Origin of the sequence: Streptomyces triculaminicus, from assembly GCF_017349075.1 — a bacterium.
Classification (GTDB): domain Bacteria; phylum Actinomycetota; class Actinomycetes; order Streptomycetales; family Streptomycetaceae; genus Streptomyces; species Streptomyces triculaminicus.
Genome location: NZ_JAFMOF010000001.1, coordinates 1,686,520 through 1,703,044, shown reverse-complemented (window position 1 = coordinate 1,703,044; position 16,525 = coordinate 1,686,520). Strand labels below are relative to the sequence as shown.

Sequence of the window (16,525 nt, the reverse complement as noted above, 5' to 3'; positions counted from 1 at the left end):
GTCCGACGAGCACTCCGCTCATCGGGCCGCGCCTCGGACCGCTCAGCGCGCACCCGGAGCGATCAGCCCGCTTTCGTACGCGCAGATGACCGCCTGGATGCGGTCCCGCAGGCCCAGCTTCGACAGCACATTGCTCACGTGCGTCTTCACCGTGTGCTCGCTGACCACCATCTCGGCGGCGATCTCCGCGTTCGACAGGCCCCGCCCGAGCAGGACGAGCGTCTCGCGCTCGCGTGCGGTGAGCGTCGCGAGCTCCGGACCCGCGCCCACCTGCCCACGGCTGGTGAAGTCCGCGACCAACCGCCGCGCGACCGGCGGCGCCAGCAGCGAGTCGCCGACGACCACCACCCGTACCGCGTGCACCAGATCGTCCCGGCGCACGTCCTTGAGCAGGAAGCCGCTCGCGCCGGCGTGCAGCGCCTCGTAGACGTAGTCGTCCTGGTCGAAGGTGGTCAGCATGACGACCTTCGTGTCCGTCTCCGCACACACCACGCGAGCCGCCTCGATGCCGTCCATGCGGGGCATCCGGATGTCGAGCAGGACCACATCGGGCGCATACCGCCGCACGGCCTCCACGGCCTCGACGCCGTCGCCGGCCTCGGCCACCACCTCGATGTCGGGCTGCGCCCCCAGGATCATCGCGAAGCCGCCGCGCACCAGCTCCTGGTCGTCGGCCACCACCACACGGATCGTCAACTCCCCACCTCCGCCGGTGAGGAGATCACGACGGGCAGCTCGACCGCAACGCGGTACCCGCGCCCCTCCGGGCCGGGACCGGCCGTCGCCGTCCCCCCGTGGGCCGCCGCTCGCTCCCGGATACCGATCAGTCCTCGTCCGCTCCCGGCGACGGCCGACGGGAGCGTCGCGCCCTCCCCGTCGTTCTCCACCTCGACGGTCAGACGCCCGGGCGCCCAGGCGAGACGCACGGACACCAAGGTGGCGTCGGCATGCTTGAGCACGTTCGTCAGCGCTTCCTGGACCACTCGATAGACCGTCACCTGGGCATCGGCCGCCAGGGGCTGGGGCGTGCCCTTGGCGGTGAGGGTGACGGCCAGGCCGGTGCGCCGCACGTCGGCGACCAGGTCCTCGAGGCCGGCGAGAGTCGGCTGCGGGGTACGGGCGGCCGGGCCCGGCTCCTCCTTCAACACCCCGAGCATCCGTCGCAGCTGCACCATCGCGTCACGGCCGGCGCCCGCTATGGCGTCGAAGGCGGCCTCCGCGCGGTCGGGGTCCGACCGTACGACGAGAGGCCCGGCCTCCGCCTGGACGATCATCAGGCTGACGGCATGGGAGAGAACGTCGTGCATCTCACGCGCGATCCGCGCCCGTTCCCGCTCGGCCGCCCGCTCCACCTCCGCCTGCCGCGCCTTCTCCAGCTCGGCCGCGCGCAGTTCCACCGCCTCGGTGTACGCCTGGCGGGTACGGGCCAGCACGCCGAGGACGTAGACCATGCCGAAAAGGAAGAAGGCGAAGAGATACTCGCGCGCGGTGTTCGTACGGAAGGCCACGGCCACGGCGACGAGCGGCAGACCGATCACCACCGTGACCCGCCGCTGCCACAGCCCCGCCTGGGCGGCGACGGTGAAGAGCGCGACGAGCGGGCTGTAGGGCATCGGCTGCCCGGGCCCGTCAAAGGGGAGATACGCGATCCCCGCCGCGGTGATCAACAGCAGAACGGTCAGCGGCGCGCGGCTCCGCCACAGCAGAGGCAGAACTGACAGGGACGTCATCGCGTACGACGACCAGGTGGCGGGCGGTACGTCCGCCGCGCGCGGCACGACGAACGGGATCGTCACCGCCGCCTGGACGACGCCGGTGATGATCGCGTCGACGGTCCGGGGGCCGACCGCCCGGAGTCTGTGTATGAGGGACGCGGGCACGGTGTTTTCTCTCTCCAGGGACGGGCATGTGGGTGCGCGTGAGCAATGGCGGACCGATGGTGGTGACGGCGCTGGATCCGGAGACGGCGGCAGCCGTTCTCCCGCGGGATCTGCGCGAGCGGCTCGAGGAACTCACCGAGCCGGGTGGATCCGTGGCACGGGAAGGGCCGGCGAGATTGGCTCGAGCCGACCTTCTCATCACCGGGTGGGGAAGTCCGGTCCTGACCGAGGAATTCCTCGCGGCAGCACCTCGGTTGCGTGCGGTCTTCCATGCCGCGGGGTCCGTCAAGGGGCTGGTCACACCGGCGGTGTGGGAACGGGGCATCGTCGTCTCGTCGGCCGCCGAAGCCAATGCGGGGCCGGTGAGCGATTATGCCTTCGCCTTGATCACTCTCGCGGCGAAAAGGGCCCTCGCCACAGGCGCCGTCTATAAGGCACACGGCCGCGACGGCTGGCCCGGCTTCCGTAAGCGTCGCGGTGGCGACGGTCTGACGATCGGCGTCGTCGGAGCCTCGCGCATCGGCCGGAAAGTAATGGACCGGCTGCGCGCATCGGATGCCGGGTACCGGATTCTGCTGCACGACCCCTACGCGGTGGGCTCAGTGGACCTCGAGACACTGTGCGGAAAGAGCGCGATCATTACGCTGCACGCTCCAGAACTCCCCGAAACGCGACACCTACTGAACGCCGAACGCCTCGCTCTGATCCCGGACGGCGGCACGGTCGTCAATACGGCACGGGGCTCGCTCATCGATACGGGCGCTCTGACCCGGGAATGCGCTTCCGGCCGGCTGGACGCCTTCCTGGACGTCACCGAACCCGAGCCGCTGGAGCAGGGCCATCCACTGCTTGCACTGCCCAACGTGATGGTCACGCCGCATATCGCGGGCGCCCAGGGAAGCGAGGTGCGGCGGCTCGGAGCATGGGTGGTGGAGGAAATCGAGCGCTGGGTACGGGGATTGCCGCTGTCGGGACAGGTGGAAGGCAGTGAGCTTCACCGGCTCGCCTGAGCTTCAGCGAATATAGGCCATAAACGCAAGAAAGCCCTGGCAGGGGAACCCTGCCAGGGCTTTCTTTCAAAAGGAGTTCGGCGGCGTCCTACTCTCCCACAGGGTCCCCCCTGCAGTACCATCGGCGCTGAAAGGCTTAGCTTCCGGGTTCGGAATGTAACCGGGCGTTTCCCTAACGCTATGACCACCGAAACACTATAAAGTTAGAACTCCAGCCAGCAAGGCGAGTTCGTTACTTCAGAACTAACACAGTGGACGCGAGCAACTGAGGACAAGCCCTCGGCCTATTAGTACCAGTCAGCTCCAACCGTTACCGGTCTTCCACACCTGGCCTATCAACCCAGTCGTCTACTGGGAGCCTTACCCCATCAAGTGGGTGGGAGTCCTCATCTCGAAGCAGGCTTCCCGCTTAGATGCTTTCAGCGGTTATCCCTCCCGAACGTAGCCAACCAGCCATGCCCTTGGCAGGACAACTGGCACACCAGAGGTTCGTCCGTCCCGGTCCTCTCGTACTAGGGACAGCCCTTCTCAAGACTCCTGCGCGCGCAGCGGATAGGGACCGAACTGTCTCACGACGTTCTAAACCCAGCTCGCGTACCGCTTTAATGGGCGAACAGCCCAACCCTTGGGACCGACTCCAGCCCCAGGATGCGACGAGCCGACATCGAGGTGCCAAACCATCCCGTCGATATGGACTCTTGGGGAAGATCAGCCTGTTATCCCCGGGGTACCTTTTATCCGTTGAGCGACGGCGCTTCCACAAGCCACCGCCGGATCACTAGTCCCGACTTTCGTCCCTGCTCGACCCGTCGGTCTCACAGTCAAGCTCCCTTGTGCACTTACACTCAACACCTGATTGCCAACCAGGCTGAGGGAACCTTTGGGCGCCTCCGTTACTCTTTAGGAGGCAACCGCCCCAGTTAAACTACCCACCAGACACTGTCCCTGATCCGGATCACGGACCGAGGTTAGACATCCAGCACGACCAGAGTGGTATTTCAACGACGACTCCACCATGGCTGGCGCCATGACTTCACAGTCTCCCACCTATCCTACACAAGCCGAACCGAACACCAATATCAAGCTATAGTAAAGGTCCCGGGGTCTTTCCGTCCTGCTGCGCGAAACGAGCATCTTTACTCGTAGTGCAATTTCACCGGGCCTATGGTTGAGACAGTCGAGAAGTCGTTACGCCATTCGTGCAGGTCGGAACTTACCCGACAAGGAATTTCGCTACCTTAGGATGGTTATAGTTACCACCGCCGTTTACTGGCGCTTAAGTTCTCAGCTTCGCCCTGTCGAAACAGAGCTAACCGGTCCCCTTAACGTTCCAGCACCGGGCAGGCGTCAGTCCGTATACATCGCCTTACGGCTTCGCACGGACCTGTGTTTTTAGTAAACAGTCGCTTCTCGCTGGTCTCTGCGGCCACACCCAGCTCAGAGTGCAAGACTCATCACCGGACATGGCCCCCCTTCTCCCGAAGTTACGGGGGCATTTTGCCGAGTTCCTTAACCATAGTTCACCCGAACGCCTCGGTATTCTCTACCTGACCACCTGAGTCGGTTTAGGGTACGGGCCGCCATGAAACTCGCTAGAGGCTTTTCTCGACAGCATAGGATCATCCACTTCACCACAATCGGCTCGGCATCAGGTCTCAGCCTTAATGTGTGACGGATTTGCCTATCACACGGCCTACACCCTTACCCCGGGACTACCACCGCCCGGGCTGGACTACCTTCCTGCGTCACCCCATCGCTTACCTACTACAAGTCTGGTTCGTCGGCTCCACCACTCCCCTTCACCCGAAGGATCCAGGACGGCTTCACGGACTTAGCATCGCCTGATTCGATATTGGGCGTTTCAAAGCGGGTACCGGAATATCAACCGGTTGTCCATCGACTACGCCTGTCGGCCTCGCCTTAGGTCCCGACTTACCCTGGGCAGATCAGCTTGACCCAGGAACCCTTAGTCAATCGGCGCACACGTTTCTCACGTGTGTATCGCTACTCATGCCTGCATTCTCACTCGTGAACCGTCCACAACTCGCTTCCGCGGCTGCTTCACCCGGCACACGACGCTCCCCTACCCATCCACACACCCGTTGGGGTTATTGTGTGAATGACACGACTTCGGCGGTACGCTTGAGCCCCGCTACATTGTCGGCGCGGAATCACTTGACCAGTGAGCTATTACGCACTCTTTCAAGGGTGGCTGCTTCTAAGCCAACCTCCTGGTTGTCTCTGCGACTCCACATCCTTTCCCACTTAGCGTACGCTTAGGGGCCTTAGTCGATGCTCTGGGCTGTTTCCCTCTCGACCATGGAGCTTATCCCCCACAGTCTCACTGCCGCGCTCTCACTTACCGGCATTCGGAGTTTGGCTAAGGTCAGTAACCCGGTAGGGCCCATCGCCTATCCAGTGCTCTACCTCCGGCAAGAAACACACGACGCTGCACCTAAATGCATTTCGGGGAGAACCAGCTATCACGGAGTTTGATTGGCCTTTCACCCCTAACCACAGGTCATCCCCCAGGTTTTCAACCCTGGTGGGTTCGGTCCTCCACGAAGTCTTACCTCCGCTTCAACCTGCCCATGGCTAGATCACTCCGCTTCGGGTCTTGGGCGCGCTACTCAATCGCCCTATTCGGACTCGCTTTCGCTACGGCTTCCCCACACGGGTTAACCTCGCAACACACCGCAAACTCGCAGGCTCATTCTTCAAAAGGCACGCAGTCACGACGCACCAAGCAAGCTTGATGCGCGACGCTCCCACGGCTTGTAGGCACACGGTTTCAGGTACTATTTCACTCCGCTCCCGCGGTACTTTTCACCATTCCCTCACGGTACTATCCGCTATCGGTCACCAGGGAATATTTAGGCTTAGCGGGTGGTCCCGCCAGATTCACACGGGATTTCTCGGGCCCCGTGCTACTTGGGTGTCTCTTAAACGAGCCGTTGATGTTTCAGCTACGGGGGTCTTACCCTCTACGCCGGACCTTTCGCATGTCCTTCGCCTACACCAACGGTTTCTGACTCGTCTCATGGCCGGCAGACCATGAAAAAGAGATCCCACAACCCCGCATGCGCAACCCCTGCCGGGTATCACACACATACGGTTTGGCCTCATCCAGTTTCGCTCGCCACTACTCCCGGAATCACGGTTGTTTTCTCTTCCTGCGGGTACTGAGATGTTTCACTTCCCCGCGTTCCCTCCACACTGCCTATGTGTTCAGCAGCGGGTGACAGCCCATGACGACTGCCGGGTTTCCCCATTCGGACACCCCCGGATCAAAGCTCGGTTGACAGCTCCCCGGGGCCTATCGCGGCCTCCCACGTCCTTCATCGGTTCCTGGTGCCAAGGCATCCACCGTGCGCCCTTAAAAACTTGGCCACAGATGCTCGCGTCCACTGTGCAGTTCTCAAGCAACGACCAGCCACCCGTCACACTCTGCCGAAGCAAAGCTTTACCGGGGCCGGCATCGCGAAGGTTCAGACCGAAGTCCGTACCCTCAGATACCCAACAGCGTGCCCGGCCCAGTCTTTCAAGATTCACGTTCCACGCCGAAGCAGTACTAGTGATCCCTCAAGAACTGTGCCGAATAGTCAACGTTCCACCCATGAGCAACCGTGCGAGTCATTCGCTCGCAGTCGGCTATGTGCTCCTTAGAAAGGAGGTGATCCAGCCGCACCTTCCGGTACGGCTACCTTGTTACGACTTCGTCCCAATCGCCAGTCCCACCTTCGACGGCTCCCTCCACAAGGGTTGGGCCACCGGCTTCGGGTGTTACCGACTTTCGTGACGTGACGGGCGGTGTGTACAAGGCCCGGGAACGTATTCACCGCAGCAATGCTGATCTGCGATTACTAGCAACTCCAACTTCATGGGGTCGAGTTGCAGACCCCAATCCGAACTGAGACCGGCTTTTTGAGATTCGCTCCACCTCGCGGTATCGCAGCTCATTGTACCGGCCATTGTAGCACGTGTGCAGCCCAAGACATAAGGGGCATGATGACTTGACGTCGTCCCCACCTTCCTCCGAGTTGACCCCGGCAGTCTCCTGTGAGTCCCCATCACCCCGAAGGGCATGCTGGCAACACAGGACAAGGGTTGCGCTCGTTGCGGGACTTAACCCAACATCTCACGACACGAGCTGACGACAGCCATGCACCACCTGTACACCGACCACAAGGGGGCGACCATCTCTGGCCGTTTCCGGTGTATGTCAAGCCTTGGTAAGGTTCTTCGCGTTGCGTCGAATTAAGCCACATGCTCCGCTGCTTGTGCGGGCCCCCGTCAATTCCTTTGAGTTTTAGCCTTGCGGCCGTACTCCCCAGGCGGGGAACTTAATGCGTTAGCTGCGGCACGGACGACGTGGAATGTCGCCCACACCTAGTTCCCAACGTTTACGGCGTGGACTACCAGGGTATCTAATCCTGTTCGCTCCCCACGCTTTCGCTCCTCAGCGTCAGTATCGGCCCAGAGATCCGCCTTCGCCACCGGTGTTCCTCCTGATATCTGCGCATTTCACCGCTACACCAGGAATTCCGATCTCCCCTACCGAACTCTAGCCTGCCCGTATCGAATGCAGACCCGGGGTTAAGCCCCGGGCTTTCACATCCGACGTGACAAGCCGCCTACGAGCTCTTTACGCCCAATAATTCCGGACAACGCTTGCGCCCTACGTATTACCGCGGCTGCTGGCACGTAGTTAGCCGGCGCTTCTTCTGCAGGTACCGTCACTCTCGCTTCTTCCCTGCTGAAAGAGGTTTACAACCCGAAGGCCGTCATCCCTCACGCGGCGTCGCTGCATCAGGCTTTCGCCCATTGTGCAATATTCCCCACTGCTGCCTCCCGTAGGAGTCTGGGCCGTGTCTCAGTCCCAGTGTGGCCGGTCGCCCTCTCAGGCCGGCTACCCGTCGTCGCCTTGGTAGGCCATTACCCCACCAACAAGCTGATAGGCCGCGGGCTCATCCTGCACCGCCGGAGCTTTCCACCTTCAAGCATGCGCTCGAAGGTCGTATCCGGTATTAGACCCCGTTTCCAGGGCTTGTCCCAGAGTGCAGGGCAGATTGCCCACGTGTTACTCACCCGTTCGCCACTAATCCACCCCGAAGGGCTTCATCGTTCGACTTGCATGTGTTAAGCACGCCGCCAGCGTTCGTCCTGAGCCAGGATCAAACTCTCCGTGAATGTTTACCGGTAATCCGGTTCACACTCGCGTTGAGCGGAACAACCAGGCGGAATAGGCCCGGTCGTTCACAGCGTCCTCGCTGTGTGTGCCCACCCGATCCGTAATCGGACCCGGTAGGACTTTTAAAGGAACCTCATCCATCGAGATGGACGGGGTGTCAACATATCTGGCGTTGACTTTTGGCACGCTGTTGAGTTCTCAAGGAACGGACGCTTCCTTTGTACTCACCCTCTCGGGCTTTCCTCCGGGCGCTTCCCTTCGTTGTTTCCAACCTTACCAGATCCGTTTTCCGTTCCGTTTCCGGTCCGAATTCCGTTTCCGGCCCCCTGTTGGAGTGGGCCCGCCGCAGAGCGGCAATTTTCACTGCCGCGCCTTCCGGCGTGATCACTACTTTAGCGGATTTTCCCGGCGGCTCCTAATCGGAGTCCCGAGCCATCCCGTTCGGAATTCCGGGCACACCGGAATTCTTCCCGTTCAGGGGCCGTGCAAGTAGTGGAGGTTGTTGCCGCCTGGCAACTCGGAGAACTCTACACGACGTTCAGGGGTGCTTGCGCCGCCGCTTCGCCGCCCTCGCCGCCGGGTTGCCCGCGCGGGTGGAGCGGCGGCGCTCGTAGCGGGTGCGGGCCTGCTCGTACTCCTCGCGGTGGAGCTTCTCGCCCGGGGCCTCGACGAGGCCCCGGAAGAAGTAGGCGAGGAGGGTGCCGATGAAGCCGATCATCATGAGGCTCTGCATCGACCGCTCGACGGCCTCGTTCTCCGCGGTGTGCGGGCGGCGTCGTACGAAGCCTTCCCACGTCCTACGGAAGGCCAGTGAGCTGCACACGGCGAAGGCGACGACGACCAAGGCCTTGATCAGCCCGCCCACCTCGGCGATGGCGAGGCCCTCGTAACCGAGGCGCAGGACGAAGGCGCCGACCGCGGCCGCGGCGAGGGAGCCGACCACGAGGCCGGCCCGGCGCAGTGCGTAGCCGCCGTCGTGATCGACCCACGTCGTGCCGAAGAAGCGGATCGGTTCGGGGCGGGGGCCTGCCGTGCCGTCTGCCGGCGCGTGCTCATCGCTCATACGCCGATTATCGCCAGGGGCGCCGTCTCCGGCCCCGGGCTCCCCCGCCGTCGCGGACCCGCCGTCGCAGACCCATCGTCGGTCCCCCGGCCGCCGGACTCCCCCGTTGTCCGACCCTGCCGTCGCGGACCCCCGTCGTCAGCCCGCGCAGCGCTCGGCCACGTAGCCGGTGCTGCCCGTCTTCACGTAGGCGTCGGACACGTACTGCCCGGGCGCGATGCAGTCCCAGACGTCGGTGGTGCCGCAGGGGCCGGAGACCGTCTCGCCGCGGGTCTGGCAGCGGATGGGAACGCTGGAGCCCTGCGGGAGCACCTTGACGAGTCCGCTGTCGGTGCTGGGGCCCGAGCGGACGTTGACCTGGTGTCCGGGCGCGAGCGGGTAGTAGGCCATCTGGTTGTCCCCCCGAGGAGTGGATGACATGTGCAGGCCTAGTAACGCCACCGGCACGCCTCCCGGTTCCCACCTGCCTCATCGTTTAGGCTCCGCAAGCCGCCGAATGCGGCCAAATGACACGGGTGACACGCATGGGTGACACGGGGGTGGGGGCATGCCGCCACTGCGCGGTGCCGGGACGGGACCGCAAGCGGACGATCCGGAGTATGCGGGTCAGTACCGCCTGGAGCGCCGCCTCGGCTCCGGTGGCATGGGTGTGGTGCACCTGGCGCGCTCGGCTTCGGGGCTGCGGCTCGCGGTGAAGGTGGTGCATGCCGAGTACGCGGTGGACCCTGAGTTCAGGGCGCGTTTCCGGCAGGAGGTCGCGGCGGCGCGGCGGGTCAGCGGGGCGTTCACGGCGTCGGTGGTCGATGCCGACCCGGACGCCGGGCGGCCCTGGATGGCCACCCTCTACGTACCCGGGCCCACTCTCTCCGACCGGGTGAAGCGGAACGGTCCGTTGGCGCCCGCTGAGGTGCGGCGGCTGGCGGCCGGGCTCGCGGAGGCGTTGCGCGACATTCATCGTGCGGGGCTGGTTCACCGGGACCTCAAGCCCAGCAATGTGCTGCTGGCCGAGGACGGGCCGAAGGTGATCGACTTCGGCATTTCCCGCCCGTACGACAGCGAGCTGCGCACGGAGACGGGAAAGCTGATCGGTACGCCGCCCTTCATGGCGCCGGAGCAGTTCCAGCGGCCGCGTGAGGTGGGGCCGGCGGCGGATGTGTTCGCGTTGGCGTCGTTGCTGGTGCACGCGGCGACGGGGCGGGGGCCGTTCGAGTCGGAGAGTCCGTACATCGTCGCCTATCAGGTGGTGCACGACGAGCCGGATCTGACGGGCGTGCCCGCCGATCTGGTCCCGCTGATCCGTGCGTGTCTGGCGAAAGAGCCGGCCGAGCGGCCGACCCCGGACGCGATCATGGCCATGCTGCCGGTGGTGTCCGAGGGCGCAGATGCCCTCGCGGCCGCCGTGAGGCCGGGCGAGCCGCCCTCGCGGGCCGGCGCCCTGCCCGCGCGTCCGTCGTCCGGCGATGACGGTCCCGGCGACAGCCTCCGCGACAGTCCTCGCCGCCGCCCCCGTGGCCGCTGGATCGCCCTCGCCGCCACGATCGTGGTGGCGCTGGCGGCGGGTGGCGCGTGGGCGCTGAACGAGATCGACGGCCTGGGCAGGCAGCCGTCGCACGCGCGGCCCGCCCCCGCCGGGGCGTCGTGGAAGCCGTGGGAGACGTCCGTGCCCGAGGACCCGGCGGGCAAGGGGGAGGTGCGCGCCGGCTTCTGTACGCACGCGGACGGCGCGCTCTACTGCTCCGCGCGCGGGGTGCACGCGGCCCGGATAGACGCCGCCACCGGCAAGGTGGCCTGGCGGCGGGCGGGCGAGGCCGCGCGGCCCGGCGGAGGGACGCCCCGTGCGCCCGTCGTGTCCGGCGGGCTGGTGCACTCGCTGTCGCCCGACAAGCGCGAGCTGGTCGCGCTCGACCCCGCGACGGGCGATCCGCGCTGGAAGCGGGACGTGTCCGCGTACGGGGGCCGGGTCTATCACGCGGGGGACGCCGTGCTGCTGGTCGCCTTGGACGGCACGGTCACCGCCGTCGACGGCGGCACGAACCGCGAGCTCTGGCGGCACGGGCTCCCCGGCGGCATCAAGCCGGTCTTCGCCTTCTACGGCAGCGGTCCCGCCTACGCCCTCGCGCCGTCCGCCGACGGCCGGCGTACGACCGTCGTCGCCGTGGACGCCGTACGGGGTACGACGTCGTGGCAGTGGACGACGGACGGCGCGCTGACGGCCGTGGGCACCGGGCCGGGGGGCGTCCTCTATCTGACGGAGAGCGATGCCCGTACGCGGGTGGCGGCCGTCGTCCGCTACGCCCCCGGGATCGGGCGGGAGCGGCGGATTCCGCTGTCGACGCCGCTCGAGGCGACGAGCGTGGTCCCGTTCGGCGAATCGGTGTACGTGCTGTCCTCGGACGGCGGTCTGACCGCGCTGCACACGGGCCGGGGGGTGACGGACTGGCGGCTGGACACGTCGGTGGCGAACGCGTCGGCGCTCGTCGCGGCGGAGGACCGGCTGTACTTCTCCGCCGCCGACGGACGGCTGCTGGCCGTGGACACGACGAAGGGCGCGCTGCTCGGAACGACGTCGCCCCGCCTGGCCAGGGCCGGGCGGGGCTACCTCGAGATGATGCCGGCACCGGTGACGGCCGAGGGGAAGGTCTTCGGGGCGGCACCGGACGGGACCGTGTTCGCGGTGGACGGGCGGAATCCGGCCAGGTGGCGCTAGGCCGCCGGCCGGTGCGCGGGATCCGCACCGGCCCATAGGGCCCGCCTTATGGACGCGGGCGTCAGCCCAGCTTGCCGACGTCCCTCACCGCGCCCTTGTCGGCGCTGGTCGCCATGGCCGCGTACGCCTTGAGCGCCGCGGAGACCTTGCGCTCGCGGTTCTTGGGCGCGTACGTACCGCCGAGGGCCTCTCGGCGGGCCGTCAGCTCGGCGTCCGGAACGAGCAGTTCGATCGACCGGTCGGGGATGTCGATGCGGATGCGGTCGCCGTCCTCGACGAGCGCGATGGCGCCTCCGGACGCGGCCTCCGGCGAGGCGTGGCCGATGGACAGGCCCGACGTACCGCCGGAGAAGCGGCCGTCGGTGACCAGGGCGCAGGCCTTGCCCAGGCCGCGGCCCTTGAGGAAGGAGGTGGGGTAGAGCATCTCCTGCATGCCGGGGCCGCCGCGCGGGCCCTCGTAGCGGATGACGACGACGTCGCCCTCCTTGATGCTCTTGGTGAGGATCTTCTCGACGGCCTCCTCCTGCGACTCGCAGACGACGGCCGGGCCCTCGAACGTCCAGATCGACTCGTCGACGCCGGCCGTCTTCACCACGCAGCCGTCGACGGCGAGGTTGCCCCGCAGGACGGCAAGTCCGCCGTCCTTGGAGTAGGCGTGCTCGACCGAGCGGATGCAGCCGCCGGCGGCGTCCACGTCGAGGGAGTCCCAGCGCTCGGACTGCGAGAAGGCGGTGGCGGAGCGCACGCAGCCGGGGGCGGCGTGCCACAGCTCGACGGCCTCGGCGGAGGGGGAGCCGCCGCGCACGTCCCAGGTCTTGAGCCAGTCGGCGAGCGAGGCGGAGTGGACGCTGTGGACGTCCTCGTCGAGCAGCCCGCCGCGGTAGAGCTCGCCCAGGATGGCGGGGATGCCGCCTGCGCGGTGCACGTCCTCCATGTAGTACGTGCCGCCGGGGGCGATGTTCGGAGCGACCTTGGCCAGGCACGGGACGCGGCGGGAGACGGCGTCGATGTCCGTGAGGTCGTAGTCGAGGCCCGCCTCCTGGGCGGCGGCGAGCAGGTGCAGGATCGTGTTGGTGGAGCCGCCCATGGCGATGTCGAGGGCCATGGCGTTCTCGAAGGCGGCCCGGGTGGCGATGTTGCGCGGCAGGACGGACTCGTCGTCCTGCTCGTAGTAGCGCTTGGTGATCTCGACGACCGTGCGGCCGGCGTCCTCGTAGAGCGCCTTGCGGGCGGTGTGGGTGGCGAGGACGGAGCCGTTGCCGGGCAGGGACAGGCCGATCGCCTCGGTGAGGCAGTTCATCGAGTTGGCCGTGAACATGCCGGAACAGGAGCCGCAGGTGGGGCAGGCGTTCTCCTCGATGCGCAGGACGTCCTCGTCGGAGACGTTCTCGTCGACCGAGTCGACGATCGCGTTGATGAGGTCGAGCTTGCGGACCGTGCCGTCGACGAGGGTGGCCTGGCCGGCCTCCATGGGGCCGCCGGAGACGAAGACGACGGGGATGTTCAGGCGCAGCGCGGCCATGAGCATGCCGGGCGTGATCTTGTCGCAGTTGGAGATGCAGATCAGTGCGTCGGCGCAGTGCGCCTCGACCATGTACTCGACGGAGTCGGCGATCAGGTCGCGGGAGGGCAGCGAGTAGAGCATGCCGGCGTGGCCCATGGCGATGCCGTCGTCGACGGCGATGGTGTTGAACTCGCGCGGGATGCCGCCGGCCGCCTTGATCGCGTCGGAGACGATCCGGCCGACCGGCTGGAGGTGGGTGTGGCCGGGCACGAACTCGGTGAAGCTGTTCGCCACCGCGATGATCGGCTTGCCGAAGTCCTCGCGCGCTACGCCCGCGGCCCGCAGAAGGGCTCGGGCGCCCGCCATGTTGCGGCCGTGGGTGACAGTGCGGGACCTCAGCTCGGGCATCCTGCTCCACTCCTCGAATCCTGGAATCGGGGGATTCCGGGTTGGGGATTACGCGTCTTTCGAGCCTACGCCGCCGATCCGGGATCCGGACAACGTTTCCGGGATACGAGACGGCGCGCGGCGTGCCGACCGCCTTACGGGGTCACGGTGGCACCGGGCGACCGTCGCCGGGAGCTCGGTCGCCTGGAGGGCTCAGCCGCCCATGAGGTGGCGCTGCACCGCCGGGGCCGTCATGGCGATGACCTGCTCGATGTCGGCCGAGGCCAGCGGCTCGATCTTGATGACGTGCCGCAGCATGGACACGCCCACAAGATGGGCGGCGGCCAGCTCGGCGCGCAGCCGGGCGTCGGGGCCGCCGAGCTCGGCGGCGACGCGGATCATCACCCTGCTGCTGATCAGGTCGCGGAAGACTCCGGCCGCCGTGTCGTTGGCCAGCGCCGAGCGGAGGATCGCGAGCATCGGCTCGCGGGTGGCCGGGTCCTCCCACACGCCCAGGACGAACCGCGCCAGCCGTTCCCCGGCGCCTTCGGCGGGCCCCTCGGCGACGGCGGCCGGTGCCTTGAGGGCGGGGGCCACGGCCTCCTCCACGGCGGCGGCGAAGATCTGTTCCTTCGGGCCGAAGTAGTGGTGGACCAGTGCGGGGTCGACCCCGGCGATCTTGGCCATGCCGCGGATGGAGGCCTTGTCGTAGCCGTGCTCGGCGAATTCGGCGCGGGCGGCGGCGAGGATGCGCTCGCGCGCGCCGGGGCCGGCGGCGGCGTCCGTACGGGCGGGGCGGCCGCGCCGGCGGGGTGCGGGCGGCGGGTCGGCCGGGGCCGTCATGACCGCGGGACGCCGGTCGGGGAGGCGAGGTGCAGGCGGGTGAAGGCCAGGGCCTCCGCCAGGTCGGCCTCGCGCTCGGCGGCGGACATGGCGCGACGGGTGTTGACCTCGATCACGACGTGCCCGTCGAAGCCGCTGACGGCGAGCCGTTCCAGCAGCTCGGCGCAGGGCTGCTTGCCGCGCCCGGGGACGAGGTGCTCGTCCTTGGCGGAGCCGTTGCCGTCGGCCAGGTGGATGTGGGCGAGCCGGTCGCCCATACGGTCGACCATCTGCAGGGCGTCGACGCGGGAGGTCGACGTGTGCGAGAGGTCGACGGTGTAGTGGCGGTAGTCGTCGTTGGTGACGTCCCAGTCGGGCGCGTAGGCGAGCATCTCGCGGTCGCGGTAGCGCCAGGGGTACATGTTCTCGACGGCGAACCTGACGTCCGTCTCGCCCGACATCCGCCAGATGCCACGGATGAAGTCCCGGGCGTACGAGCGCTGCCACCGGAACGGCGGATGGACGACGACCGTGCTCGCGCCCAGCTTCTCGGCGGCCGTACGGGCCCTCTGGAGCTTGACCCACGGGTCGGTCGACCACACCCGCTGGGTGATCAGGAGGCAGGGGGCGTGGACCGCGAGGATGGGCACCTGGTGGTAGTCCGACAGGCGGCGCAGGGCCGCGATGTCCTGGCTGACGGGGTCGGTCCACACCATGACCTCGACACCGTCGTAGCCCAGGCGCGCGGCGATCTCGAAGGCCGTCGCCGTCGACTCGGGGTACACCGATGCCGTTGACAGCGCGACCTTCGCATCCGGAATGCGCACCACTGGCTCTGTCACGAAGGACAGCGTATGCCCGCCCCTCCGGCGGCGGGCAGGTGGTCCGGGTGCGGCCTGTGTCACCTGTCGGCGACTGCGCCGTCACGCACCGGTGGTCACGTAGGTGGTCACACCGTCGCGCCCGGACCGCCCGCCACCGGCCGCTACGGCGTCGGCAGGTGGTCCAGCCGGCGCAGGATGACGCCCTCGCGCAGCGCCCAGGGGCAGATCTCCACTTCCTCCACGCCGAACAGGTCCATCGCCGCCTCGGCGACGAGCGCCCCGGCGAGCAGCTGCTGGGCGCGCCCCTCCGACACGCCGGGGAGCGCGGCGCGGCGCCCGGAGGGCATGGCGGCGAGCTTGGTCACCCAGTCGGCCAGCGCCTTGCGGCTGAGGGTGCGCTGGACGTACAGGCCGTCGCCGGAGCGGGCGGCTCCGGCGATCCGGGCGAGCTGCTTGAAGGTCTTGGAGGTGGCGACGGCGTGGTCGGGGGTGCCGTGGCGGGCGAAGGTGCCGACGTGGCGGGCGATCTCCGCGCGGACGTGGCGGCGCAGGGCCCGTACGTCCGTGGGGTCGGGCGGGTCGCCGGGGAGCCAGCCGGTGGTGAGGCGGCCGGCGCCGAGCGGGAGGGAGGCCGCGGCGTCGGGGTCCTCGTCGAGGCCGTAGGCGATCTCCAGGGAGCCGCCGCCGATGTCGAGGACGAGGAGTTTCCCCGCCGACCAGCCGAACCAGCGGCGGGCGGCGAGGAAGGTGAGCCGGGCCTCCTCGGCGCCGGTGAGGACGGGCAGGGTGACGCCGGTCTCCTGCTGGACGCGGGCGAGCAGGGCGTCCGCGTTGGTCGCCTCGCGGACGGCGGAGGTGGCGAACGGCAGGACTTCCTCGACGCCCTTGTCCTCGGCGGCCTGGAGGGCCTCCTGGATCACGGCGACGAGGCGGTCTATCCCGGCGTCGCTGATGGCGCCGTCGTCCTCGAGCAGTTGGGCGAGGCGCAGCTCGGCCTTGTGGGAATGGGCGGGCAGCGGGCGGGCACCGGGGTGCGCGTCGACCACCAGGAGGTGGACCGTATTCGAACCCACGTCGAGGACACCGAGTCTCATGGCCTGAACGCTACTGCTGCCACTTCTGGCGCATAGGCTGGAG

The 16,525-nt window shown here is 67.2% G+C and carries 10 protein-coding genes and 3 rRNA genes; 2 read left to right on the top strand and 11 right to left on the bottom strand.

All coding sequences use genetic code 11. The features are described from left to right. Positions 1 to 42: 42 nt before the first annotated feature. Both J1792_RS07910 and J1792_RS07905 read right to left on the bottom strand, forming a co-directional pair. Positions 43 to 696 carry a response regulator transcription factor gene (locus tag J1792_RS07910; protein WP_207246889.1) on the bottom strand — a complete coding sequence of 218 codons (654 nt, stop codon included), beginning with the start codon at positions 694 to 696 and terminating at the stop codon, positions 43 to 45. After that, the gene (locus J1792_RS07905; RefSeq protein ID WP_242705383.1) at positions 693 to 1,880 is read right to left on the bottom strand and encodes a sensor histidine kinase; all 1,188 of its coding nucleotides are present in this window, start codon (positions 1,878 to 1,880) and stop codon (positions 693 to 695) included. The genes J1792_RS07910 and J1792_RS07905 overlap by 4 nt, the downstream gene beginning before the upstream one ends. Positions 1,881 to 1,912: 32 nt before the next feature. Here J1792_RS07905 and J1792_RS07900 point away from each other — a divergent pair, with 32 nt between their 5' ends. After that, entirely contained in the window at positions 1,913 to 2,890 is a 978-nt protein-coding gene (locus J1792_RS07900; RefSeq protein ID WP_372446077.1) for a hydroxyacid dehydrogenase, read from the top strand. Positions 2,891 to 2,965: 75 nt separating this feature from the next. On the opposite strand, the gene rrf is transcribed toward J1792_RS07900, so the two are convergent. The 5 genes from rrf to J1792_RS07875 form a co-directional block, all read right to left on the bottom strand. Next, a 5S ribosomal RNA gene (gene rrf / locus J1792_RS07895) occupies positions 2,966 to 3,082 on the bottom strand. Positions 3,083 to 3,157: 75 nt separating this feature from the next. Next, positions 3,158 to 6,280: ribosomal RNA gene (locus J1792_RS07890) — 23S ribosomal RNA — on the bottom strand. Between the two features lie 276 nt (positions 6,281 to 6,556). Then, positions 6,557 to 8,080: ribosomal RNA gene (locus J1792_RS07885) — 16S ribosomal RNA — on the bottom strand. Together the 16S, 23S and 5S rRNA genes form the textbook arrangement of a ribosomal RNA operon. Before the next feature lie 539 nt (positions 8,081 to 8,619). Beyond that, positions 8,620 to 9,144: a hypothetical protein gene (locus J1792_RS07880; RefSeq protein ID WP_086569781.1), complete on the bottom strand. Its 525-nt coding sequence runs from the start codon at positions 9,142 to 9,144 to the stop codon at positions 8,620 to 8,622. Positions 9,145 to 9,282: 138 nt separating this feature from the next. Then, positions 9,283 to 9,564, bottom strand: coding sequence for an SH3 domain-containing protein (locus J1792_RS07875; RefSeq protein WP_086569783.1), 282 nt, complete (start codon positions 9,562 to 9,564; stop codon positions 9,283 to 9,285). 127 nt (positions 9,565 to 9,691) lie between these two features. Here J1792_RS07875 and J1792_RS07870 point away from each other — a divergent pair, with 127 nt between their 5' ends. Then, positions 9,692 to 11,851, top strand: a complete 2,160-nt coding sequence (locus J1792_RS07870) for a serine/threonine-protein kinase (protein WP_207246888.1) — start codon at positions 9,692 to 9,694, stop codon at positions 11,849 to 11,851. A gap of 61 nt (positions 11,852 to 11,912) precedes the next feature. Here J1792_RS07870 and ilvD read toward each other — a convergent pair whose 3' ends face one another. From ilvD to J1792_RS07850, 4 genes are all read right to left on the bottom strand, one after another. Beyond that, the gene (ilvD, locus tag J1792_RS07865) at positions 11,913 to 13,763 is read right to left on the bottom strand and encodes a dihydroxy-acid dehydratase (RefSeq protein ID WP_086569785.1); all 1,851 of its coding nucleotides are present in this window, start codon (positions 13,761 to 13,763) and stop codon (positions 11,913 to 11,915) included. Between the two features lie 192 nt (positions 13,764 to 13,955). Beyond that, positions 13,956 to 14,585 carry a TetR/AcrR family transcriptional regulator gene (locus J1792_RS07860; protein WP_086569787.1) on the bottom strand — a complete coding sequence of 210 codons (630 nt, stop codon included), beginning with the start codon at positions 14,583 to 14,585 and terminating at the stop codon, positions 13,956 to 13,958. Next, a complete protein-coding gene (locus tag J1792_RS07855; RefSeq protein ID WP_086569789.1) occupies positions 14,582 to 15,394 on the bottom strand; it encodes a sugar phosphate isomerase/epimerase family protein in 813 nt (270 codons plus the stop codon). Before J1792_RS07855 ends, J1792_RS07860 begins: the two co-directional genes overlap by 4 nt. Before the next feature lie 155 nt (positions 15,395 to 15,549). After that, complete coding sequence (locus J1792_RS07850) at positions 15,550 to 16,482, bottom strand: Ppx/GppA family phosphatase (protein WP_086569791.1); 933 nt, start codon at positions 16,480 to 16,482, stop codon at positions 15,550 to 15,552. Between the last annotated feature and the right edge of the window lie 43 nt (positions 16,483 to 16,525).